This window comes from Caballeronia sp. LjRoot34, from assembly GCF_964253815.1.
Classification (GTDB): domain Bacteria; phylum Pseudomonadota; class Gammaproteobacteria; order Burkholderiales; family Burkholderiaceae; genus Caballeronia.
In genome coordinates this window covers 42,037-63,844 of sequence record NZ_CAXUSB020000003.1, presented here as the reverse complement: position 1 = coordinate 63,844, position 21,808 = coordinate 42,037, and the positions used below count along the sequence as shown (strand labels likewise).

Annotated in this window: 22 protein-coding genes; 20 read left to right on the top strand and 2 right to left on the bottom strand. The window is 58.9% G+C overall.

From position 1 onward, the window contains the following. Positions 1–212: 212 nt before the first annotated feature. The 4 genes from ACSQ36_RS31315 to ACSQ36_RS31300 all read left to right on the top strand — a co-directional run bounded on the left by ACSQ36_RS31315 (position 213) and on the right by ACSQ36_RS31300 (position 2,821). Positions 213–671, top strand: coding sequence for a hypothetical protein (locus tag ACSQ36_RS31315; protein ID WP_213763631.1), 459 nt, complete (start codon positions 213–215; stop codon positions 669–671). A gap of 147 nt (positions 672–818) precedes the next feature. Next, positions 819–1,646 carry an AraC family transcriptional regulator gene (locus tag ACSQ36_RS31310; protein WP_436185033.1) on the top strand — a complete coding sequence of 276 codons (828 nt, stop codon included), beginning with the start codon at positions 819–821 and terminating at the stop codon, positions 1,644–1,646. Between the two features lie 98 nt (positions 1,647–1,744). After that, positions 1,745–2,170, top strand: a complete 426-nt coding sequence (locus ACSQ36_RS31305) for a cupin domain-containing protein (RefSeq protein WP_436185032.1) — start codon at positions 1,745–1,747, stop codon at positions 2,168–2,170. Positions 2,171–2,548: 378 nt separating this feature from the next. Then, a complete protein-coding gene (locus tag ACSQ36_RS31300; protein WP_213763628.1) occupies positions 2,549–2,821 on the top strand; it encodes a transposase domain-containing protein in 273 nt (90 codons plus the stop codon). Positions 2,822–3,024: 203 nt separating this feature from the next. On the opposite strand, the gene ACSQ36_RS31295 is transcribed toward ACSQ36_RS31300, so the two are convergent. After that, a complete protein-coding gene (locus ACSQ36_RS31295) occupies positions 3,025–3,924 on the bottom strand; it encodes a cupin domain-containing protein (RefSeq protein WP_436185031.1) in 900 nt (299 codons plus the stop codon). Between the two features lie 122 nt (positions 3,925–4,046). Further along, complete coding sequence (locus ACSQ36_RS31290; RefSeq protein ID WP_436185030.1) at positions 4,047–5,336, bottom strand: MFS transporter; 1,290 nt, start codon at positions 5,334–5,336, stop codon at positions 4,047–4,049. 844 nt (positions 5,337–6,180) lie between these two features. Here ACSQ36_RS31290 and ACSQ36_RS31285 point away from each other — a divergent pair. The 16 genes from ACSQ36_RS31285 (at position 6,181) to ACSQ36_RS31210 (ending at position 21,762) form a co-directional block, all read left to right on the top strand. Beyond that, positions 6,181–7,611, top strand: coding sequence for an NAD-dependent succinate-semialdehyde dehydrogenase (locus ACSQ36_RS31285; RefSeq protein ID WP_436185029.1), 1,431 nt, complete (start codon positions 6,181–6,183; stop codon positions 7,609–7,611). A 119-nt stretch (positions 7,612–7,730) separates the two neighbouring features. Further along, complete coding sequence (locus ACSQ36_RS31280; protein ID WP_436185028.1) at positions 7,731–8,882, top strand: 2-methylaconitate cis-trans isomerase PrpF family protein; 1,152 nt, start codon at positions 7,731–7,733, stop codon at positions 8,880–8,882. Between the two features lie 190 nt (positions 8,883–9,072). Continuing rightward, entirely contained in the window at positions 9,073–10,332 is a 1,260-nt protein-coding gene (locus tag ACSQ36_RS31275; protein WP_436185027.1) for an aconitase/3-isopropylmalate dehydratase large subunit family protein, read from the top strand. Next, positions 10,329–10,841 carry a 3-isopropylmalate dehydratase gene (locus ACSQ36_RS31270; RefSeq protein WP_436185026.1) on the top strand — a complete coding sequence of 171 codons (513 nt, stop codon included), beginning with the start codon at positions 10,329–10,331 and terminating at the stop codon, positions 10,839–10,841. Before ACSQ36_RS31275 ends, ACSQ36_RS31270 begins: the two co-directional genes overlap by 4 nt. A 51-nt stretch (positions 10,842–10,892) precedes the next feature. After that, positions 10,893–11,981, top strand: coding sequence for a 3-isopropylmalate dehydrogenase (leuB, locus tag ACSQ36_RS31265; protein WP_436185025.1), 1,089 nt, complete (start codon positions 10,893–10,895; stop codon positions 11,979–11,981). 10 nt (positions 11,982–11,991) lie between these two features. Further along, positions 11,992–12,750 carry an HpcH/HpaI aldolase family protein gene (locus ACSQ36_RS31260; protein WP_436185024.1) on the top strand — a complete coding sequence of 253 codons (759 nt, stop codon included), beginning with the start codon at positions 11,992–11,994 and terminating at the stop codon, positions 12,748–12,750. Between the two features lie 156 nt (positions 12,751–12,906). Next, positions 12,907–14,172, top strand: coding sequence for a porin (locus tag ACSQ36_RS31255; protein ID WP_436185023.1), 1,266 nt, complete (start codon positions 12,907–12,909; stop codon positions 14,170–14,172). Positions 14,173–14,455: 283 nt separating this feature from the next. Then, the gene (locus tag ACSQ36_RS31250) at positions 14,456–15,574 is read left to right on the top strand and encodes a thiolase family protein (protein WP_436185022.1); all 1,119 of its coding nucleotides are present in this window, start codon (positions 14,456–14,458) and stop codon (positions 15,572–15,574) included. A gap of 9 nt (positions 15,575–15,583) precedes the next feature. Then, on the top strand, positions 15,584–15,988 hold the full coding sequence (locus ACSQ36_RS31245) for a Zn-ribbon domain-containing OB-fold protein (RefSeq protein ID WP_436186424.1): 405 nt from the start codon (positions 15,584–15,586) through the stop codon (positions 15,986–15,988). Beyond that, the gene (locus ACSQ36_RS31240; RefSeq protein WP_436185021.1) at positions 15,978–16,760 is read left to right on the top strand and encodes an enoyl-CoA hydratase/isomerase family protein; all 783 of its coding nucleotides are present in this window, start codon (positions 15,978–15,980) and stop codon (positions 16,758–16,760) included. The genes ACSQ36_RS31245 and ACSQ36_RS31240 overlap by 11 nt, the downstream gene beginning before the upstream one ends. A 1-nt stretch (position 16,761) precedes the next feature. Further along, a complete protein-coding gene (locus ACSQ36_RS31235; protein ID WP_436185020.1) occupies positions 16,762–17,826 on the top strand; it encodes a CoA transferase in 1,065 nt (354 codons plus the stop codon). Further along, positions 17,827–18,984, top strand: coding sequence for a CaiB/BaiF CoA transferase family protein (locus tag ACSQ36_RS31230; RefSeq protein WP_436185019.1), 1,158 nt, complete (start codon positions 17,827–17,829; stop codon positions 18,982–18,984). It abuts the gene before it with no gap. Positions 18,985–19,086: 102 nt separating this feature from the next. After that, positions 19,087–20,022 (top strand): LysR family transcriptional regulator, encoded by a 936-nt coding sequence (locus ACSQ36_RS31225; RefSeq protein ID WP_414969518.1) that lies wholly within the window; start codon positions 19,087–19,089, stop codon positions 20,020–20,022. Between the two features lie 143 nt (positions 20,023–20,165). After that, the gene (locus ACSQ36_RS31220) at positions 20,166–20,438 is read left to right on the top strand and encodes a hypothetical protein (protein ID WP_436185018.1); all 273 of its coding nucleotides are present in this window, start codon (positions 20,166–20,168) and stop codon (positions 20,436–20,438) included. Continuing rightward, the gene (locus ACSQ36_RS31215; RefSeq protein WP_436185017.1) at positions 20,435–20,659 is read left to right on the top strand and encodes a hypothetical protein; all 225 of its coding nucleotides are present in this window, start codon (positions 20,435–20,437) and stop codon (positions 20,657–20,659) included. Before ACSQ36_RS31220 ends, ACSQ36_RS31215 begins: the two co-directional genes overlap by 4 nt. A 248-nt stretch (positions 20,660–20,907) precedes the next feature. Then, the gene (locus ACSQ36_RS31210; RefSeq protein WP_436185016.1) at positions 20,908–21,762 is read left to right on the top strand and encodes an alpha/beta fold hydrolase; all 855 of its coding nucleotides are present in this window, start codon (positions 20,908–20,910) and stop codon (positions 21,760–21,762) included. Positions 21,763–21,808: the final 46 nt, after the last annotated feature.

Sequence of the window (21,808 nt, the reverse complement as noted above, 5' to 3'; positions counted from 1 at the left end):
TTTTCCCTACGGCTGAAAATGCCTCCTCACGGAACTCGACCGCGACGCACGAGGCGGTGGCGTACGCAAAACGCGACGATTGGCGGCATCGGCCAGGTGTGGACATATCTGCGCCTTGGCCTTGGATTACTTCGGGCGAGCGCGTGGACTCGCGTGAACTCGCGTGAACTTGAAGAAAAGATAGCTCTCGTCAACCTACAGGTAGGGTAGTTGTGGATATTTTTTATTATTGGAAGAACTACGCGTCGGATATGAAAGAAGGGCGCGTAGGAACGCTGGGTTCAGAGGGTGACAAGCTGGAAGAATTGAAGCAGCGGCTCCCTCGAAAAGTTTGGACTTTCGTGACCCCCAAAGGCATGAAGGGCAAGCTTCAGGTGGTGGGTTCATTTCTTATCACCGAGACGAAACCTGATACGTTTGTCCCGAAGTGGAAGCACAACCTGTTCTACGATGCTGCGTCGCCGAAATCAGTTCTCTACACCAATGCGGCAACATCTGAGCGCATCAAGGAGGTGAGCGACTACTTCAACAACCGGTTCAATTCGGCCGTTCGCTCAAATTTTCAGGGTGACAGGGGAGTGATAGAGATGGAAGCAGATGTCGTGCGCGGCTTCGAAAAACTCGTGCAGGGCTATGAGACCGTCCAGTTCATGGAAGGTCTGAGCAAGTAGGGCATCGCTCAGACCCTTGCTGCGTATGGGCTGTGCGCGTCCGACCTTAAACCAGTTCGGGTAGCGGCTGCGCACCGTACCGCGCCTGAGCGCCCGTGCCGCAGCGCGACACCTCAGGCAGCCTCAGGCCATCCAGGGCCTTACATCATGAACCGACAAGCACACGTCTCATGTCCCGACTGGGTGCGGCGTGCCGAGCCGATAGAAGGTGTCGAGCGCATCGAAGCGTGGTTTCACGGCAAGGCGTATGCCATGCATCGCCACGATACCTATGCGATTGGCCGCACGCTCGCCGGCGTCCAGAGTTTCAGCTATCGGCGCAGCCAGCGAAACAGCCTGCCCGGCAACACGATCGTGCTGCACCCCGATGAGGCTCACGACGGTCAGGCGGGCACCGACGAAGGGTTCCGGTACCGGATGATCTACATTGAACCGGCGCTCTTTCAGGAAGTCCTCGGCGGACGCGCGCTACCGTTCCTGGAGGGTGGCGTGACGACCGATCCGCGCCTTGCGGTGGCCACTGCGAGATTGCTGCTGCACATGGGTTATACGCTCGAACCGCTCGAACAGAGCGACGCGCTCGCCGAACTGGCGCATGCGCTTGCCGCCGTTGCCGGCACGCCCGTACGACGCTCGAAAGGCGACTTCCTCGCGGCGCGGCGCGCACGCGACTATCTGCACGCGAACTGCGCGCGCGTCGTTACGCTTGACGAACTCGAAGCGGCGACGGGCCGTGATCGCTGGAGCCTCTCGCACGACTTTCGCACGTTCTATGGCACGAGCCCCTACCGTTATCTGACGATGCGGCGCCTCGATGCGGTGCGCCGCATGCTGCTCGCTGGCACCTCGCTCGCTCAGGCCGCGGCGGCTGCGGGTTTCGCGGACCAGAGCCACATGACGCGACACTTCTCGACCACATTCGGACTGACGCCGGGGCGCTGGCTCCGTGTCGCCGGTGGCGTCCAGCGCGGCTAAAACACCCACGATCGTTCAATACGGCCGCAAGGAGCATGCGTATCCTCGACGCATTGGCCCTTTATTGGCCCTTTATTGGCCCTTTAACGGAGAGAACAATGTCCCAATCCTCGAACCCCACCACCACGCCCGCCGAGCGCGGCCAGTGTCAGACCATCGACCTGGCGGGCAAGATCGCGCAGATCAATGAGCACTGGCAACCGCGCGTCGTCGCTGAAATGAACGACTATCAGTTCAAGGTCGTGAAGGTCGAGGGCGAGTTCCCGTGGCACCGGCATGCCGATACCGACGAAACGTTTGTTGTGCTCGAAGGCGAGTTGCGTATCGACGTTCGCGGGGGGCCTTCGGGCGACGATACGATCGTCCTGCGCGCCGGTCAGATGGCCGTGGTGCCGAAGGGCATCGAGCATAGGCCCCGTGCCAACGCAGAAGTGAAGATGCTGCTGATTGAGCCGAGAGGCGTGGTGAACACGGGCGATGGCGCGAAGGGCGAGCGTACTGTCGAGAACGACCAGTGGATTTAAAGGCGGCCCCTGGCGTATGCCGGTTGAGATGTTGTTAGAGCGGGCGAGTCTGCGGAGGTGCGATTGTCGTCGATTTGAGCGCGTCAGTTCCACGCCTCCTTCAGGCCGGCTTTTGCCTGTCACTCACCTGCGCCGTTCCCGAACATCTGACCGTCTGCCTAGTCCGTGACGGCGGCCTTTCTCTGGATGATAGCCTCCTTAGTAAAATATAAAATACCCGTCATACTCGGCTTAAACGCATCGGAGCCTGCATTCAGTGGAAGCTTCGATGTTGCAATACGGCGGGATGTACCGAACGGCGGCCAATTTCAGTCGTGACCGTTGTTTCGAGAATCAAATATCGTGATTGCGAGTCCGTCCCTACTCCGCCGTTCGGGCATGAGGACCACTGAGCAGTTTGTTACTGAGACCTGGCTAACGAGCGAAAACCGTCCACGCGACTGGGAAGCCTGGCTTGAAGCGGCGGGTCAACCCACGCTTCGGGCGAGTCGAACCTCACGGTTCGTTTCGCCGCAGGATTACGGGTTTCGGAACTTGTCGGAATGCGGCGTTGCGTGGATCGAGCCCTACGCGTGGCTCAAGCGAACGCTTGAGCAATTGCCGTCTTATTCCGTCAATCGCGTGCATGAGCTCTTGCCGCTCGCCCGTTAAAACACCTCTAAGCATGGACATTCTCGACTCGCTTCGGCAGGCACCCAGTGCCGAGCTATATTGCTTCTATCTCGCTGTCGGAAAAATGCTTGATGATCCCCGACGTATTCTCGAAATACGTCAACGCCTGCATGTGGAGATGGTCGTCAACTAGGGAATTGGCCCATACACATTTCCGTTCGGGTTCCAAGGACGCCGACAACTCATGAAGGCGTTGGTGTGTCGACTATGGCGAATCCCATCGTACGGCAATGGTAATAAAACCCCCCGTCCTGCACGATAAGCAGTAAAGCATTCCCGGGAGATTCGTTGTGGTGAGAGTGCGATGCACCGCCTGGCGTGACGAAGGTGGCAAACCTGGACCAATGCACCGTATTACCGTTGACAATCGAATAACAGGACTCTCCTTCCAATACGAGCGAGATCGCAACTGAGTTGTGTCTATGTGGAATCTGGGAGGTCCCGGCAGCGACCGAATTCAACGCCAACGTCAAACTTGGCGTGATAGTTCCATACTTCGACGACTCCGACGCAAGCATGATCGCCATCGATTTCATGCCATTTTTCATTTCAAGCTTTTTTGCGTCGGCCAACGCCCGATGCATGGCCGCTTGGGGGTAATGCGTAGGCCGGATATGGGATTTGTCGATCGGCGGCGGAAGGGCGCCTTCGTAGGCGAGTTGCGGTTCGTTAGTGCATTGCCATAAGACGGCATTCGCTTTGCCCTCCGCCCAATGCGTCTCCTCGCCCCCGCCAGGCAGTAGAAAAACGTCGCCGCTTTGCCAGCGTATCTGCTCATCACCCCAGGTCGTTACGCCTGCGCCCTGGATGACGTAAAAGATCTCGGATGTCGCGCCGCTCGTCAGCACGAGCGGTGTTCCCGGTTTCAACCTGACGTAGGAAGCAAGCAAAAGCGGGGCCGTTGCTTCTACGTCACCGCCGATGACCGACTTCATATCGCAAGGAATACGTACCGAATCGTCATGCTCGAGGAGTGCCTCGTCGCGCTCCCGGCTGAAGATATGAGCAGGCACCTGCGGGCGCCCCAGGTTGAATCCTTCATCAAGGGTAAGGTATCGGCTTCTATCGACGTATGTTGTCATGGGTTCTCACGGCATTTTGGCGAGATGCAATGTTATGGGTCGACTCTCGAAGCCCGTTCACTCTACGGGAGCGTCATTATTGGTGCTCGTCTTGCGTTGAACGAACGGGCTGCTCGCGAAAATCAAGCAACATGTGGCGTACAAACCCGTCCTGCACTCGCCGTCATTGGCTGACGGGTCATGGTCAATGTAACGACCGCGCCAACCAGGAGGAGAAATCCGGCTATTCCGAACGCCCAGTCATAGCTGCCCGTCATTGCAATGACATAGCCCGTGGCAATGGGTGCCACCAGACCGAAGACATTGCCTCCCAGTACTATGAATGCCGTGGCTTTCCCAACATCGCCCGGGTTGGGAAGAAGGTCGTTCAACAACGCGTAGTTCAGGGCGGAAGTAGACGCGTTGCCGGTCAGCGTAACGCAGAAGATCAGCAGCAGTGCGCTGATGCTCGATGTGAATGGCACAGCAAAAATCGCCATGCCGGCGATTAACGCCAAGGCGACGGCATTTCTGCGGCGACCGGAATTTACCCCGCTTTTCTTGAGATAACGATCGCTCAGGGTGCCGATCAGGATGCAGCCAACCACCGCCGTACCGTAAGGCACAGCCGAGAACGCACCTGTCTTTAGGATACTCATGTGACGGGTTGCCTGAAGATAGCTCGGCAGCCAGGTCAAGAGCAGATATTGCGTGTACGCATTGCATCCTTGCGCAATCGCCAGTCCCCAGAGCGTTCGGGTACGCAGTAGCGACCGGAAACTCGCCATTTCCGTTTCGCCGGTTACGACAGTTCTCGGGCGCTGCTCATCCAGTATCTTTGCACGTTCGTCCGCCTTGAGCCATCGTACCTTTTCGGGCAAATCGAAGAACACGAGCCATGCCGCAAGCCATACGAAACCGATGCCGCTGGCGACGATGAACGAGGCCCGCCATCCATACAGAGCGATCAATGAGCCGAGCATGATCGAGCAGAAGGCCGGCCCGGAATACGAGCCGCCGGTGAAGAGCGATGTCATGATGCCGCGCTCCTTCACCGGGATCCACTGACGTATCACCTTCGCCCCGATCGGGTTGCTCGTCGATTCTCCCGCTCCCATGATCAGCCGTGAAGCGAAGAGGGTGACAATGCTGGTGGACAGGCCTGTCAACGCAGTCGCGAGAGACCAGACAAATACCCCCCAAGCCGCCATCCGCTTCGCACCGAAACGGTCGATCATGATTCCCATCGGCAGGAGCAACAGGGCGTAGCTCCAGATGAAGGAAGAAAAGAGGTACCCCATGGCAATTGAAGACAGATGGAATTCCTTGGCCAACGGAGTGGCGGCCATCGACAGAGCAACGCGATCCATGTAGTTGATCATCGCGAGCGTAAACAAGAATACAGCGATCCAACCCCGACGAAACGACATCATGATTTCCAGTTGGTTGACGGCGAAATTGTTGCCGCCGGAAGGGGCAAGTGACGAAGCGTCCGAGCGTTAACGCTTTGGCGAGGATGGCCTTGTCGAAGCCCGTAGGCGATATGGACATTGTATGGGGACCGTGTAATTCGTGATCCATGCCGCATCGTCATTGTCCGGTCAGGCAAGGTCGTGGCCCGCTGCATGAGCGAGGCATTCGCGTCGGAATGCGTATGCCAGAGAAAGCATGAATTTTCCAATTAGATATCCTTTGTATTGATGTGGTCGCACTCATTGGCCACATTCATTGGCCGCACTCGGTGCGCGCATTTGACCCGCGTTATAACACTATGGAAGCTGCGGCGATCGCTTCGCTAGCCGCAGCAATGCACAGCTTTTTTTGCTGGTGGAATTGCAGCCGACTTTACGTGCGGGTTCAAGGCATGTCAATTTGTGAAAACAGCAGGTACGGCACTTTTGCCGGTGCCAATAAGTCCGCCTTTCAGCGGGATTTCCGGCCGCTGCGGTCGCGGCGATTTTTTGCAAAGGCATGCCGGCTAAGGAGATGCCAGCCGTCCGGGCCAAGGGAGCGAACCCGTGGCCTTCGTCATTGCTGACTCGCAGGCATGACTGTTCGGATTTCGGAAGGGTAATACGTGGAGGCATTCCGATCGGACAGGCCTCCTGATGTCGGAATGCAGGTGAAGAGAGGATCTCAAGATATTAATGAACAGGTGTCATCTCTGTTCGGATTTCACCCGGCGCAATCGCTGCGCGACTGCAAGCTATAGTTGGCGCAGTCAGTTATCTCTCGTCTTATTCAACGGTCGCACCGCTCACTTCCAGGATGATGAACATGTTCACCTTGCAACTCTTGATCAATGGCAAATGGCGAAACTCGAGCAATGGGGAGACGGCCAGGATCGTCAACCCGGCAACCGAACAGGTTGAAGGCGAGTTCCACGTCGCTCAGGATCAGGACCTCGATGAAGCGGCCGAGGTAGCGGTAGCGGGATTTGAAAAATGGCGCCGGGTTTCGGCACTCGCTCGCGGCGCAGTGTTGCGCAAGTCTGCGCAACTCATGCGTGAGCGCGCCGCGAGCATCGCGGAATCGATCACCCGGGAAAACGGCAAAACCTTGCAGGAGGCCACGATGGAGGTGACTTCCGCGGCGGACTATCTCGACTGGTTCGCGGAGGAGTCCCGCCGTGCGTTCGGCCGGATCATTCCGGCACGCGCCCCGGGCGTGCGGCAGATGGTAACGAAAGAGCCGATTGGACCCGTGCTCGCGTTGTCGCCGTGGAACTGGCCTTTGATGACCGCCACGCGCAAGTTGGCGCCGGCGCTTGCCGCGGGCTGTTCGGTCATCCTCAAACCCGCCGAGGAAACGCCTTCGTGCGCCGTCGCCCTGGCAAGGATCCTGATGGAAGCCGGCTTGCCTGACGGCGTGCTGAGCGTTGTCTATGGCGTTCCTTCCCACATCTCGCGTCGGCTCATCAGCTCTCCCCACGTACGCAAGGTATCGTTCACCGGGTCCATCGCAGTAGGCCGATTGTTGGCGGCGCAAGCGGCTCAGGCTCCGAAGCGCATCACGCTGGAGTTGGGTGGTCACGCGCCGGTAATCGTGTTCGACGATGCAGATGTCGACGCCGCGGTGGCGAAGATCATGCCCTTCAAGTTCAGGACTGCGGGCCAGGTGTGCAGTTGTCCGAGCCGCTTCTTCGTACAGGAGGGCGTGTACGAGCGCTTCTTGACGCTGATAAGCGCAGCCAGTGAAAAGCTCAAGGTGGGCAACGGCCTGGAGCCGGGCATGGACATGGGGCCGCTCACCAGCGTGAGGCGCCTCGAGGCGGTGTCAGGGTTCGTCGACAAGGCGCGCGCGCAGGGTGCTCGCGTCGTTACCGGCGGTAATCGGGTTGGACGAACAGGCAATTTCTATGCACCGACCGTTTTGCGCGACGTGCCTCTGGACGCTGCCCTCATGCAGGAAGAGGTCTTCGGCCCGTTAGTGCCGGTGGTGCCGTTCAAGCGCTACGAAGAGGTGGTCAGGCATTCGAATAGCCTGAACATCGGACTCGCGGCTTATGCCTTCACGCGGTCTCTATCGACGGCGCAAGCCATCTCGGATGACCTTGAAGCCGGGATGGTGGGGGTCAATACCCTTGGCGTCTCGATTCCGGAGGCGCCGTTCGGCGGGATCAAGGACAGCGGTTATGGGCACGAAGGCGGTAGCGAAGGTCTCGAGGCCTACCTGAACACGAAATTCATCGCCCAGGCGTGGCAGTAGTCAAGGACTGCTCAACCGCTATTCCAGGTGACCACATTAGTGGCGGTTATTAGCAAGCGTCTGGCAAATCTTAGGTTTGCATGCCTGACGAATCCGTATCTTTAGAAGAAGGGATCACAATGACGAAGCAAATGTCTCTTCCGTTCACCCTCATGCGCGGGGGCACCTCCAAAGGTGTCTTCCTCCGTGAAGGCGATGTTCCGGCGGATCGTGCGAGGCTGGTGCCGCTCATCCTTGATTTGTTTGGAAGTCCAGACCGGCGACAGATAGACGGCATGGGCGGGGCCGACAAACTGACGAGCAAGGTTGCAATCATCGGGAAGCCTATTCGAGCTGAAACCGACTTGACCTATCTATTCGGGCAGGTCGGAGTCTCCGCCGCCGAAGTTGACTTCAAGCCCAATTGCGGCAATCTGACGTCGGCAGTGGCCATGTATGCGATCCAGGAGGGCCTGGTCGCACCGGAAGAAGGGGTCACGACGGTCCGTATTCACAATATCAACACCGACAAGGTCATTCATGCGGAAGTCCAGGTCCGCGGCGGTATTCCCTTGATCGAAGGACAACTGACGATCGGGGGCGTGCCTGGAAGCGGCGCGCCGATTGCATTGGATTTCAGCCGTGCCGCCGGCGCGACCACAGGGAAGCTGCTGCCGCTCGGCGATCCGGCCGTCAACTTGCCTGTACCAGGATACGGGTCGATCGAAGTGACGGTGGTCGATTGTGCGAATCTCGTCGTGTTCGTTGCCGCCGACTCGTTGGGAATGACCGGAACGGAGACTCCCGCCCAAATCGACGGCGATATCGCCCTGGTCGCCCGGATCAATGCAATTCGCAAGGCGGTGGCGCATGAAGTCGGACTGGGCGAGTACTGGGACTCGCGGGTGTCGCCTGCGATACCGCTCTTGATCGCGGTGCAGAAGCCGACCACGTATAAGAAATTTACCGACGGGACGGAAGTCCATGCCGAGTCGATCGACCTCGTGTGCCGGTCATACGCCACCGGCAGCACGGCCCAGGCCCTGGCGACGACGGGCACCGCCTGCACGGGTGCTGCCTGCCGCATAGAAGGTTCGATCCCGTCTCGCTACCTGTCCAAGAGGGCGTTGTCACGGGAGCTGATCGAGATCGGGCATCCGTCGGGCGTCATTGGGGTGGAGGCGCGAGTGGATGAATCGTCGACGGGCCGCACGGTGCATTCCGCGAAAATCCTGCGTACCGCGCGACGTCTCGCGGACGGGACCGTGTACCTGAAGCAATCCGGGTATTGATTGCTTCAGGCTGTGAATAGCCTGAAGCAGCATCACTCTCGTTCGCAGACGAGGATCCTCAAGACAGAATATGCCGCGCATTGATGACGCCGCGGCATCGCTGTACGTATCGTCAACGCGTTTATCCACCCGGGCTGCACGAGTAAGCTCATTCTCAATCAACAATCTCAATCGCAGACGGTTTATGGGCATGAACATAGTCGAAAAGATACTGGCTCATGCGAGCGGCAGCGCAGCAGTGGGTCCCGATGATCTGGTTGTGACCCAGGTTGAAACCTCGGTGATCATCGACGGGATGTTTGCCCAGGGAGCGTGGCGCGAAATTCTTCACGTCGCCGATCCTTCGAAAGTCGTGATCGTGTATGACCACCTGGTACCCGCTTCGTCGGCGAGCAGCGCCGCAGCCCACGGCGTCGGCCGGCAGTTCGCCAGTCGCTTTGGCGTAACGCGTATGCACGACGTGGGTTTCGACCAGGGCATCAGTCACGTCATTGTCAGCGACTACGCCTATGCCTTGCCGGGTACCGTCATGGTGAACGGGGATTCTCACGCGTGCGGGGCGGGGGCATTCAATTGCGCGGCCCGAGGCGTTGGATTTCCCGACCTGTACCTGGCCATCACGAAAGGGGAAGCGTGGTTCCGGGTCGGAGAGACTGTTCGCTACAACCTGCATGGCGTCTTGGGGCCCGGCGTATCGGCCAAGGACGTTTTTCTTCACATTGCCGGGCGCTACGGTGGTCACGTCAACCAGAACATTGAATTCGGCGGCCCTGGAATGGCTGGCCTGAGCCTGAACGCCCGCCGTACGATCGCAATCATGGGGGCTGAGCTCTCTGCGCAGTTCGTGATATTTGAGCCTGACGACACATTGATCACCTATGTCCGGGAGCGCAACCCGACACCCTTCACTCCGCGCTGGCCGGACTCGGATGCGCAATATAAAGAAGTACGAACCATTGATCTTGCCGAAATCATATCCCTGGTCGCTCTTCCGGACGAGGTAGTCAATAATTCGGTTTCGACGCATGACGCCGCGGGCATACCCATTCATCAGGCGTTCATTGGCTCGTGCGCCAACGGAACCCTCGATGATCTCGCGGTGGCGGCAAGGATCATGCAGGGAAAACGCGTGGCGGCGGGCGTGCGCCTGATCGTCACCCCTGGTTCGCAGGCGATTTTCAGGGCCGCAGTCGATGCGGGTTTCGTCAAAATTCTGATGGACGCCGGCGCCGTGGTTACGCCTGCAACTTGCGGGGCGTGCATCGGCGGACACATGGGCGTGCTCGGACCGAACGAGACTTGCATCACGGCCAGCACCCGAAATTTCAAGGGCCGCATGGGGGACCCGTCAGCGCGCATTTACATGGCCTCGCCGGCCACAGTCGCGGCATCGGCGGTTGCCGGCGTCATCGCAGATCCCTCAGTCTATTTCCAGGGAGAGATGCAGTGATAAGCGGACGGGTCTGGAAATTCGGCGATGACATCAGTACCGATCTCATCATGCCAGGACGGGTGATACGTGAGCCAGTCAGCGTACAGTTGCGCCATGTATTTTCTGCCAATCGTCCGAGCTGGGTCGACGAAATGCGTGCCGGGGACGTGATCGTCGCGGGCCGAAATTTCGGAATGGGATCCGCACGGCCGGCCCCTCGGTCGCTGAGGGAACTCAAGCTGGGATATCTGCTCGCGGAACAGATTAATAGCCTCTTCTTTAGGAACTGTATCAATCTGGGATTTCTGGCGCTGGATTGTCCCGGTGTACTCGGCATATTCGACGAAGGCGATACCGCGGAGTTGTGCCTCGAGCAATGGATCGTGAGGAATCCGCGCACCGGAACGACTCTGAAACCCTTGCCGGTTCCGCCTAGGTTCCTTGCGATGATGCGCGGTGGGGGAATCTTTCCGATGCTTGAAGCCGAAGGGCTGATAAAACCGCTTGCGTCCGATACGACCCGTTAGCGAACCAAGGAAATGGATTTAATCGGGTCGAGCAATTAATAAGGATTACATATGGAATACAGTGTTTTAGTACTGCCTGGTGACGGTATAGGTCCAGAAGTGACCGCGCAGGCGGTCAAGGTGCTGCATGCCCTGGATGGGGGCCGGTCCCGATTCGATATCGTCGAACGGCAGATGGGAATGACGGCGTATGAGCGTGAGGGTGAGGTTCTGTCTGCCGCCACCCTGGATTTGGCGAAGCGCTCCGATGCCATTCTGTTTGGCGCTACCGGTGGCGCTGCCTATGACGCGCTTCCCGCGGAATTGCGCAACAGGACCGGGCTGCGCTTGCTCAGGAAGTCGCTTGGGCTCTTTGCCAATTTCCGGCCGGCATTCATGTTTCCCGAATTGCTCGGCGCCTCGACACTGAAACCCGAGGTTGTCGAAGGATTGGATTTGATGATCCTCCGGGAGCTGAACGGAGACATCTATTACGGTGAGCCGAGAGGCATCGAGACGACCTCATCTGGCGAACGCGTCGGGTTCAACACTATGAGGTACTCCGAATCGGAGATTGCACGGATCGCACATGTCGCATTTCAGACTGCCAGGCAACGGCGGAAGAAAGTCTGCTCTGTGGACAAGGCCAACGTCCTGGAAACCATGGCGCTGTGGCGGGAAGTCGTAACGGAGGTTGGAAAGCGTTACCCGGACGTCGAACTGTCGTTCTTGTATGTCGACGCTGCCGTGATGACCTTGATGCGTTCGCCGAAGCAGTTCGACGTGATGCTGACGCCTAATCTGTTCGGCGACATTCTGTCGGATGCCGCAGCCATGTTGACAGGCTCGATCGGCATGCTTCCGTCTGCCGCCGTGGGACTGAACAGGAAGGGGCTCTACGAACCCGTGCACGGGTGCGCGCCGGACATCGCGGGCATGAATGTGGCGAACCCGCTGGCCGCCATCCTTTCGGCTGCATTGATGCTTCGTCACACGTTCGATTTGGAAGAGGACGCGAAGAAAATCGAACAGGCAGTTAGAACGGTACTGGCCGAGGGGCTGCGAACCCAGGACATTTTCGAAGCAGGATCACACCTAACCGGTACGGCGGAAATGGGCGACGCGGTAGTAGCCGCGCTCTCCAGGGCTTCCAGGACATAAGGAGAGGGTCATGCGTGAAAACCGCGTGCGCACGCTGCTCACAGATAGCAAGCCTGTACTGAATGGATGGCTGATGTTGCCGAGCAGCCTGTCGGCGGAATTGATGGCGCAAGCAGGATTCGATTCGCTGACGGTGGACATGCAGCACGGCATGATTGACTTCCCATGCGCGCTAAGCATGTTGACGGCAATCTCCACCACCTCGGTCACACCGATCGTCAGAGTGCCGTGGCTCGACCCCGGCATCATCATGAAGATGCTGGACGCAGGCGCGTACGGAATCATTTGCCCGATGATCAATTCGCGTGAAGACGCCGAGCTGCTTGTGGCCTCCACACACTATGCGCCGCGCGGGAAACGCAGTTGGGGGCCTTTGCGAGCGGTGCTTTATGCGGGCACGGATTACTTGTCTGGCGCGAACGATACCGTCCTGAACTTCGCCATGATCGAGACGGCGCAGGCGGTGGATCGGATCGACGAAATATGCTCAGTCGAAGGCCTCGACGCGATTTACGTGGGGCCTGGAGACCTAAGCCTGTCGCTTACCGGAAGACCGCAGGCAGACACGATGGAAGGTGAAGTGGGGGACGCCATTCGCTACATTCTTGCTAAAGCGAAGGAGCATGGCGTCTTTCCTTGCACGCACACCTCGAGTCCGCAATTTGCCCGAAAGATGCTCGATCTGGGGTTTCGCTTCGTGACCTGTTCAAACGATTCACGATTGATAACTGCCGGGGCGAACGACGCCGTTGCGCAGATGAAGGTCTGACGCGTTTCACGCGGCCTCGCACGGTTTCTGCGCGGGGCTGACAAGGGTCGATGGCTTTCCAGCCGGGCTTGCAGCAGTGGATGGACGACCGATGGACCGCCATCGGCGGGCGGGTAACTCGTCAAATTCTGATCATAAAAATGTTGGAGACAATCGATGAAAAAATCAATAGTAGCCTTCGCGGTGCTCGGCAGTTTCGGCGCGGTGGCGCATGCACAGGGCAGCGTGACCCTATACGGAATCATTGATGAAGCCGCGGTCTATACGTCCAACGTCAAGACCGGCGGAGCCAATACGGCAGCCAGTCCCAACGTTGGGGGCAAGCGGTTTTGGCTCGATTCGACCAATGGCGTCAGCGGCAGCCGCTGGGGCTTGAGAGGGGAGGAGAATCTCGGCGGGGGGTTGTCAGCCGTGTTTCTTTTGGAGAACGCATTCAACCTGAACAATGGGGCGCTCGGAAATGGCGGACTGGAATTCGGCCGCCAAGAGTATGTCGGGTTGAGCGACAAGAGGTACGGAACATTCACCATGGGCCGTCAATACGACCCTATCACGGAGTTTATCGGGCCGGCGACGTTTTCCGATACGATCGGATCGTCATACGCTGCGCTCCCCGGGGATGTAAACGGACAAACCGTCGGTCAGCGCATCAATAATTCGGTGAAGTATCGAAGCCCGGTTTTGTACGGCGTGTCGTTTGAAGCACTCTACGGCTTTGGCGGCGTAGCCGGTTCGGTTGCACGTAACCAGATCTACTCATTCGGACTGGGCTACGCACTGGGTCCGGTGGCTTTGGCAGCTGCCATATTGCACGTCAATCAGCCAAACACATCGTACTTCAGCAACAGCGCCATCGCGGCCGGTTCGCTGGGGACCGCTACGAGCAGCATTACCACAACGAGCACTCCTGTTTTTGGCGGCTATGTTAGCGCTAATTCTTACCAGAGCGCCGACGTGTCGGCGACCTATCAGGTTGGTCCGGCCAAGATCGGCTTGATCTACTCCAATACGAAGTTCAGCGATATGCAGAGCTCGCTGGCGGGGTCCGGGCTGACCCCATCGGCCACCGGTGCACAAGGCACCGCGATCTTCAATGCAATCGAAGCGAACCTGACCTGGCAATGGACGCCGTCGTTCCTGACCGGAGTTGCCTATTCATACACCCGCGGCAGCAGCGTCCGGTTTGGCCGGCTCCTGAGCAACGGTACGCACGATACCGGTGGCGTTACCTACAACCAGGTTTCGGTGTCGGCCCTTTACGCTTTATCGAAGCGCACGGACCTCACGCTCGTGGGCGTCTATCAGATCGCGTCCGGCATCGATTCCACGGGTACTTCCGCCACAGCGGGGCAGTATCTGGCGGGCGGCTCGACAAACAACCGCGAGGCGCTGGTGCGGGCGGGTATCCGCGTCAGGTTCTAGTCGGAGATGTTGGCGTGACAGATCCCGCGATGCAGTCGAATCACGGATAACCTTTGTCATTGCTGACGGTGGGTCATCATTGTTCGGATCACCGGGGTCCTAATACCCAACCCGCGCGGCTCTATAATTTTTATCACTGGAGCGTTAGCGCGCGATGCCGTGGAACTGGCCTGGTCTATCGAATATATAGCGTGAATATTATTTGTAGTGCTACCGAAAACAGAAACTCGACATGAGACGTTTTCTGAAACATACCTAACGAAGAGTAATCAGTGGAGTGACCATGGACGGCTGGGATTTACGCGACAAGGTTTGCATTGCAGGAATAGGGACAACGGCGTCGGGATCGTTTCCCGACAATGACAGCTATGGGTTGGGCGCGGCGGCCTTGAACATGGCGCTGGAAGACGCAGGACTGGATCACGGTGACATAGACGGGCTTCTGGTTTCCCGGATCCCGTCCTATGAGCGCTTTGCATTGATGACGGGGGTCAATCCCCGCTACTGCCTTCCTATTGACATGGCCGGACGCTTTGCGTCGGTTGCAGTGATGGTTGCCGCGCAAGCGATAGCGACAGGCGCGGCCCACACCGTGGCATTGGTCTATGGCAACAATGGCCGGTCAAAGAGGATGCTTTACGGGGGCGCCGAGGGGGGGCAATGGAACCCCTGGGGCATGACGTCTCCCGGAGCGACGCACGCCATGATGTATCGAGCCTACATGAATCAATTCGGCGCAGACACCGAATCGCTTGGAGACGTGGCGGTCGCTTTCCGAAAGCACGCGTGCCTGAATCCGGCAGCCTTAATGCGGACACCGATCACGCATGGCGACCATCGGTCGTCGCGGCCTATCTGCGAGCCCTTGAGGCTGCTGGATTATTGCCAGATCAACGACGGCGGTGTGGCCCTGATCATGACGTCGGCGGATAGAGCAAAGGATCTTCGCAAACCACCGGTCTTGCTCTCGGGATATTCGCGCTATGACGTGTTCGATGAAGCCGCTCCCCGGCTTGACTACTGGTATCCGGTCCTGCAAAAGATCGCCGGTGAAGTCTACGATCGCGCCGGGATATCCCGCAATGATATCGACGGGTTGATGATCTACGACAACTTCTCTCCAACGGTGCTATTCACTCTGGAAGGCATGGGGTTTTGCGCGCAAGGCGAAGCCGCGGATTTCGTGAAAGGAGGCACGCTGGAGCTAAATCGGGGCCGGTGGCCCACCAACACGAACGGCGGCCACTTGTCCGACAGCTACATGCAGGGTTGGGGACTGATCGCGGAAGCGGCGCGCCAGCTTCGCGGCGAATGTGGCGAGCGGCAGATTCCGAACGCGCGGGCCATTCAGTACACCGCCGCGACGAATATTTCGAGCTCGTTGATTTTCAGGAGAGATTAGACCGTGATCATGATGCCCCAACCCGCAATTGACGTATGGAACAAGCCGTTCTGGGACGCATGCTCGGAGAACCGGCTGATGGTGCAACTGTGCCAGACAACGAAGAAAACCTGGTTTCCTCCCTCTCCTGTCAGCCCATACAACCCGAAAGGCAGTTGGAACTGGATCCAAAGCACGGGCGAGGGGGCAGTGCTTTCCTGGGTGGTATTTCACCAGAAGTACTTCCCTGGATTTGCTGAACGCATCCCCTATAACGTTGCAATGGTTCGTCTGGACGAGGGCTTCGATCTCGTGACGAACATCGACGCTCCAAACGACGAAATTGCAATTGGCCGGCGTGTGTCATTGCGGTTCGAACGGCGCGGCGACGTGAATGTGCCGATTTTTGTCTGGGCGGATGCCAATGAGCAGTGACGAACAGAAGGTTTGGGGCGATATTGTCGTGACGGATCGGGGATCGTTCGCCATCCTGACGATAAGCCGGGAATCGAAGCGAAACGCAGTCAATCGCAGTTGCCGGCAAAACCTGATGCTGGCGCTCAGTTATCTGAACGGTCGCTTCCCGGTGGTCATCCTCACGGGAACGGGATCCTCTTTCTGCGCGGGCATCGATCTGAAGGAGCGGGCGGATGACGTGGCCCGGGGAGATTTCTCCGCGTCGGCGGAATGGATCGATGTGAATGTTGCGATCCGCGAGCATCCGTCGATTTTCATTGCCGCCGTCAACGGTCTTGCATTGGGAGGCGGAGCTACGCTAATCAACGTCTGTGACCTGGCGATCGCGGCCGACACGGTCGAAATTGGCATGCCGGAGATGAGTTTCAGTACCTACCCGGCCATGGCGGGCCCGTCGACGCAACTGGCTCTTTCGCGCAAGCGAGTCTCATGGATGATGCTGACAACCGAGCGGATCACCGCAGCCGTGGCTGTGGAATGGGGGCTGGTCAACCAGTGTGTTCCGCCGGCGCGACTCATGACTAGCGCCGAAGAACTCGCGCAACGGATAGCGCAGTTCAACCCTATAGCGCTGTCTGCGGCCAAGCAGGCTATCGGTCAAATTCCCGCGAACATACGCGATTTGCGTCAGGCATTCCAATACGGCGAACTCGTCAACGCGAAAATCCAGCTGCGCAATGCCAATGCGAATCCATTCAAGGATGCGCTGCCGGGCGAGAAAGGAAACTGACATGCCATACCGGAACGCTTTTCCGCCAGCATCCGCAGCTGGGTCCAGGGTGGGCCCGCTGGATGGTCTGGATGTCATCGAAGTATTCGGGCCGCAATCCTGTGACATCGGCCGCGCTTCGGTGTCGTTTGCCGGGATGCTGGCTGCTCGCATGGGAGCGCGCGTCAAGCGGGTCCAGCCAGAAGGCGGTGACCCGATGCGCAATTGGGCGCCTTTGATGGCGGACGGATCGAGCGCCGCCTCTCGCTTCTTGCTCGACTCCAAGCAACTCGTCGACAGTGCTGCGGAACAGGAGCCCGGCAGCTATCTGCTGACCGACGATGCCGGGGTGGCCGAGCAATGGGGAAACCTTCGCAAGGTGCTGGTGCGTTCGAGCTTCGAGCCGGACCGGCGCGCGCAGAGCGAGCTCACGATTCAAGCCGTCAGCGGCTTGCTGGATATTGTTGGCGAAGCGGGCCGGCCTCCCTTGGCGCTTCCTGGCTATCAGATGGCTTATGCCACGGGGTTGACGGCGTTTTCCGCTTTGCTCGCGCTGCACTGCTCGCAACTCTTCGCAGGTAAGTCGCAGTCGGCACAGGTCGCAGCCAGCGAGGTCGCGACGTGGCTCAACTGGAAGCACGGAATGTCCTCGGTGAGCGGAGTGCGCGAGACCGGTGTCAATCGTCAGGAGGAATGGGAGGTCGTGCGTTGTCGCGACGGGTTCGTCGCTGCGATTTTCAGGGACCGGGACATGCCGGCTTTGGCCCGGCTGATGCGCAGTACCCGGCTCGAAGCGGAAGAATTCAAAGTGCTGAAAGTCAGGGCGAACCACCTCGGCGAGTTGCGCAGCATCATTGCGGACGCGCTTGTTGACAGGTCGAGGGATGAGATCGTCGCCGAGGCGCAATCGCTCGGGCTACCGTTCTCAGCGGTTTTGCCGCCGCGAGAAGTGATCGACGATCCCCAGATGCATTACCGGGAATTCTTCGAAAGGGACGGCGGCGTTCTTTCTCCGCGCCTGCCGGTCCTTTGGAACGGACATCCCTTGACGCAAGCAGGGCGCGAGTCCTCACAGAGGGCGCTCTAAATGACCTACGAGTCTCTGCAAGGAATCCGCGTGCTCGACCTCGGAATCATCACGGCCGGAGCCAGCACGTCGGCCGTGCTCGCCGATCTGGGCGCGGAGGTGATCAAAGTCGAGGGCCCTTCATATACGGATCCGTTTCGCGAATGGCTGGGAACGACCAATGCACCAAATTGGTGGAACGAGAGTCCACAGTTCAGGGCGACCAACCGGAACAAAAGCAGCGTTTGTCTCGACCTCAAGAGCGAGCGCGGCCATGGCCTATTCATGAAGCTGGTCGCGCAAAGCGATGTCGTGGTCGAGAATTTCAGGGCAGGGGTACTGAAGCGCCTCAGGATTGGTTACGAAACGCTTTGCGCGGCAAATCCGGGGATCATCCTGGCGTCGATTTCCAGCCAGGGGCAGACGGGACCCGATTCCGGCAATACCTCCTTCGGCTCGACGCTCGAGGCCTCCAGCGGCCTTGCATACCTGATGCGTTATGCTGGGGAAACCCCCAAGATCACCGGTCGCGGCCTGAACTATCCCGATCAGGTCGCGTCACTGTTTGCCGCCAGCGCGATCATGGCCGCGCTGGTCGAGCGGCACCGCACGGGGACAGGGGTCGTGCTTGATCTCTCGCAGCGGGAACTGACTTCTTTCCTCGTCGGGGAAGCGCTAGTTGCGGCTGCTGAGGGAAACCCGCTAGAGTCGTATCCGATCGGGGTGCCGGCTGCTGTCGAAGGACTGTTCAGGGCGCAGGACGATCAGTGGGTCGCGGTGACGGTCGAGCACGGGTCTGCAGCGGACGCGGCAAGCCTGATCGGGGAAGCGTTGACACCGGACTCGTTGCGAGGCTGGATCGCCGTCCAACCGGCGGCGACGGCCGCGCGACGGCTGCGAGCGTTTGCCGCTGCCGAGGTTGTGTTGCAGGCAGGACAGCGCGAGGATCCAGACCGGCTTTCCACGACGAGCGCCTTCTCCAGGGATGATCAGGGATTGCAGGTCAAAGGGCTGCCAATGCAGATTGGCGAACATTGCCGCGATAAGTTCGTCTCCGCGCAGACTCTGGGAGAAGCGAACGAGCGCGTGGCCTTGGACCTTATGGGCCTTTGCCAGGAAGAGTTCGACGCGTTGGTCGGCGAAAGGATTTTCTCCAACCGTCCCGACAAGGCGGGTTGAGGAATCGGAAACACCTGCCTTGGCGGTCCGCTCGCTAGTGTTGCATGATGATTCAAAGCCTGAGACGCGGATTTCGATAACGCGAGCGGCGAGGAGACGAACATGAAAGACCTGAACAACATTTTTGTGTTTGTGAAGGTAGCGGAGGCCAAGAATTTCACGGATGCGTCCCGCGTTCTTGGAATCACCAGTTCCGGTGTGAGCAAGATCATCACGCGTTTCGAGGCGGAACTCGGGGTGCGGCTGTTCAACCGCTCGACACGTTCGGTGAATCTCACCAACGACGGACTGAGCTTCCTTGAACGTTGCAAGGAAGTGTTGGGGGCCATCGCCGAAGCCGAAGACGGGTTGCGGCAAACCTGCGGATCTCTCAAGGGGACCATCCGGGTTACGATGCCGGTCGGGTTCGGCAGGCGAGTAGTCGCCCCTGCGCTCTTCGCGTTTGCCAAGCGATATCCCGGCATAACGATCGAGGCGGAGTTGAGCGACAGAGTGGTCGACCTCGCCTATGAACCCGTCGATGTGGCTATCGTGAGAGGCACGGTCCCTGATGCGCGGCTGATAGCGAAGAGATTGTGCACGCTGAATTTCGTCGCCTGTGCGTCGCCGGAGTACATCGCCCGTCACGGTGAGCCGAGCGACCCGGAGGACTTGGCGAAACATCATTGCCTGGCCTACATGGGGCCTCAGATGAGCCGCTATCGGGATTGGACATTCGAAAAAAACGGACGTCCCCTGCATCTCACGGTGGGAGGGCGCGTCAACATGAACAGCGCCGAATCCTTGCTGGAGGCCGCAATTTCCGGTCTGGGTATCGTCATGCTCAGCACCATGTACACCGCCGACGCGATACGGGCGGGTCAGCTCAAGATGTTGCTGACCCGCTACGTGCCCCAGGGAACGCCGGTGTCCGCGGTCTATCTGCCCAACAAGCACTTGTCGCCGCGTATCCGTGTCTTTATCGACTTCCTGTCGAAACTGGTGCCGCCAACGCCGAACTGGGAACAGTTGCCGTCTCACGAAGGCGTCCTGTCATAGGGTCGATCCCGTCATGACGACCGGGAATCTGCCAGGTGGCAGTCTTTACGCAAGGACCCGGATTATCATGAGTCCACGAATATCTCGGCGCGTCGGAGTTCCTGCTGCCGCTGATGTTGCAGCTCGGCTTCGGACTGTCGCCGATGACTTCCGGATTCTTGACGATGGCAACCGCGCTCGGCTCCCTGAGCACGCGCACCATTACCGCCTTCGCGATGCGCCGTCTCGGCTTTCGCCGACTGCTGGTCGGCGCAACGATATTCACCAGCCTGTTCTATGGTCTTTACGGCCAATTCCGGCCGACTACCTCGCACGTGCTGATCTTCTGCACATTGATCCTGGGCGGCCTCTTTAATGCGCTGCGATGGTCACGCTCAATGCGATCGGCTACGCGGAAATACCTAAGGCGAGGATGAGTCATGCAACCACGCTCGCCAGCATGGCGCAGCAACTGTCGGTCAGCCTGGGAGTGGCTATCGGGGCGGCGCTCCTGTCCCTGACCGCATGGTCATACGGCAGCAATGTTGCGCTTCCCGGCCCGGCCGACTTCATGCCGGCCTTCACCGCGGTTGGCTGCATGACGTTGATATCCGTCATGTTCTTTACGGGACTGCCGAAAGCGACTATGCCGAAGTGAACCGCAAGGAAAGCGATGGCATCCAGATTAAGTTGAAGCATGGAACTTAACTCGAGCGCCTTCCAAAGGTACACCACATGCGCTTTCCTAGACGGCCGCCAGGGCGTAGAGCATTCTCTTTCACGTTTCCTTGCCACTCCACGAACAGGGCAATCCCGATGAATAGCGATAACCAAAGCCCCCACGATTGGCTTGTCATGCTGGACGGCCGCGCGAGCCATCATCGCTGTCGCCTCAGGAGCGGTTTGATGATTTCATGGCGCACTTTCGGCCTGGGTCCCAAACTGATTCTTCTTCACGGTGGTCACGGCAACTGGAAGCACTGGGCTCGTAATATCGACGCTCTCTCCGCCCGCTATGCGATATGGCTGCCCGACATGCCCGGATTCGGCGAGTCGGACGACCTGCATTCCCCCCATGACTTCGATGGGTTGGTCGATGCACTGCTCGAGTCGATGGACGTTCTTTTTGGACCTGACGAGTACATCGGGCTTGCCGGGTTCTCGTTTGGCGGCCTCGTAGCCGCGCATGTGGCATCGCAACGCCGGGTGAGCGCCCTGGCCCTGTTGGGCGCGGCCGGACATGGCGGCGCACGGCGCGAGTACAGCCCGTTGAGGAATTGGCGGGACGCCGCGACGAGTGTCGAACGCCTCGATGCGCTGGAGCATAACCTCAAGGCGCTTATGCTGAGCGGCGATACGCCGGCCGATCCGCTCGGGATGGCGATCTATGAGGACGCGTGCGAGAACGCTCGATTTCGCAGCAAACATCCGTTGGCGACGGGCAAGCTCTCGCGAAACCTGTTGGACGTGTTGCGTAACGTGACAGCGCCTTTGTTGTTGATCTGGGGTAGTGAAGACGTGACCGCCAGGAATCCCGCACAGTTCGCGGTTCAACTTGACCACGTGCCACTCTGCCATGAGGTTGTAATCGTACCCCGGGCCGGCCATTGGACTCAGTACGAAAGGCCGGACGATACAAACCGCATCTTGTTGTCCTGGTTCGACGATCAGAATCGTCGTCCACTGAATGGGGATTCGTCGACCGAAGAATTCATTAGGACTTCTCCAAATTCCTCACGAACGTCGGCTTCAGGGACCTAGTTGAAGCTTGGCCTTGGAACAGAGCCGGTACAGCGATGAGCGAGAT

Excerpts from the sequence above, each read along its gene's own strand:
- ACSQ36_RS31290 (WP_436185030.1), bottom strand. The coding sequence starts at position 5,336 with ATGATGTCGTTTCGTCGGGGTTGGATCGCTGTATTCTTGTTTACGCTC.
- ACSQ36_RS31215 (WP_436185017.1), top strand. The coding sequence starts at position 20,435 with ATGAGTCATGCAACCACGCTCGCCAGCATGGCGCAGCAACTGTCGGTC.
- ACSQ36_RS31220 (WP_436185018.1), top strand. The coding sequence starts at position 20,166 with ATGACTTCCGGATTCTTGACGATGGCAACCGCGCTCGGCTCCCTGAGC.
- ACSQ36_RS31310 (WP_436185033.1), top strand. The coding sequence starts at position 819 with ATGAACCGACAAGCACACGTCTCATGTCCCGACTGGGTGCGGCGTGCC.
- ACSQ36_RS31275 (WP_436185027.1), top strand. The coding sequence starts at position 9,073 with ATGAACATAGTCGAAAAGATACTGGCTCATGCGAGCGGCAGCGCAGCA.
- ACSQ36_RS31285 (WP_436185029.1), top strand. The coding sequence starts at position 6,181 with ATGTTCACCTTGCAACTCTTGATCAATGGCAAATGGCGAAACTCGAGC.
- ACSQ36_RS31295 (WP_436185031.1), bottom strand. The coding sequence starts at position 3,924 with ATGACAACATACGTCGATAGAAGCCGATACCTTACCCTTGATGAAGGA.
- ACSQ36_RS31305 (WP_436185032.1), top strand. The coding sequence starts at position 1,745 with ATGTCCCAATCCTCGAACCCCACCACCACGCCCGCCGAGCGCGGCCAG.
- ACSQ36_RS31260 (WP_436185024.1), top strand. The coding sequence starts at position 11,992 with ATGCGTGAAAACCGCGTGCGCACGCTGCTCACAGATAGCAAGCCTGTA.
- ACSQ36_RS31235 (WP_436185020.1), top strand. The coding sequence starts at position 16,762 with ATGCCATACCGGAACGCTTTTCCGCCAGCATCCGCAGCTGGGTCCAGG.
- ACSQ36_RS31255 (WP_436185023.1), top strand. The coding sequence starts at position 12,907 with ATGAAAAAATCAATAGTAGCCTTCGCGGTGCTCGGCAGTTTCGGCGCG.
- ACSQ36_RS31250 (WP_436185022.1), top strand. The coding sequence starts at position 14,456 with ATGGACGGCTGGGATTTACGCGACAAGGTTTGCATTGCAGGAATAGGG.
- ACSQ36_RS31225 (WP_414969518.1), top strand. The coding sequence starts at position 19,087 with ATGAAAGACCTGAACAACATTTTTGTGTTTGTGAAGGTAGCGGAGGCC.
- ACSQ36_RS31240 (WP_436185021.1), top strand. The coding sequence starts at position 15,978 with ATGAGCAGTGACGAACAGAAGGTTTGGGGCGATATTGTCGTGACGGAT.
- ACSQ36_RS31210 (WP_436185016.1), top strand. The coding sequence starts at position 20,908 with ATGATTTCATGGCGCACTTTCGGCCTGGGTCCCAAACTGATTCTTCTT.
- leuB (WP_436185025.1), top strand. The coding sequence starts at position 10,893 with ATGGAATACAGTGTTTTAGTACTGCCTGGTGACGGTATAGGTCCAGAA.
- ACSQ36_RS31280 (WP_436185028.1), top strand. The coding sequence starts at position 7,731 with ATGACGAAGCAAATGTCTCTTCCGTTCACCCTCATGCGCGGGGGCACC.
- ACSQ36_RS31300 (WP_213763628.1), top strand. The coding sequence starts at position 2,549 with ATGAGGACCACTGAGCAGTTTGTTACTGAGACCTGGCTAACGAGCGAA.
- ACSQ36_RS31230 (WP_436185019.1), top strand. The coding sequence starts at position 17,827 with ATGACCTACGAGTCTCTGCAAGGAATCCGCGTGCTCGACCTCGGAATC.
- ACSQ36_RS31245 (WP_436186424.1), top strand. The coding sequence starts at position 15,584 with ATGATGCCCCAACCCGCAATTGACGTATGGAACAAGCCGTTCTGGGAC.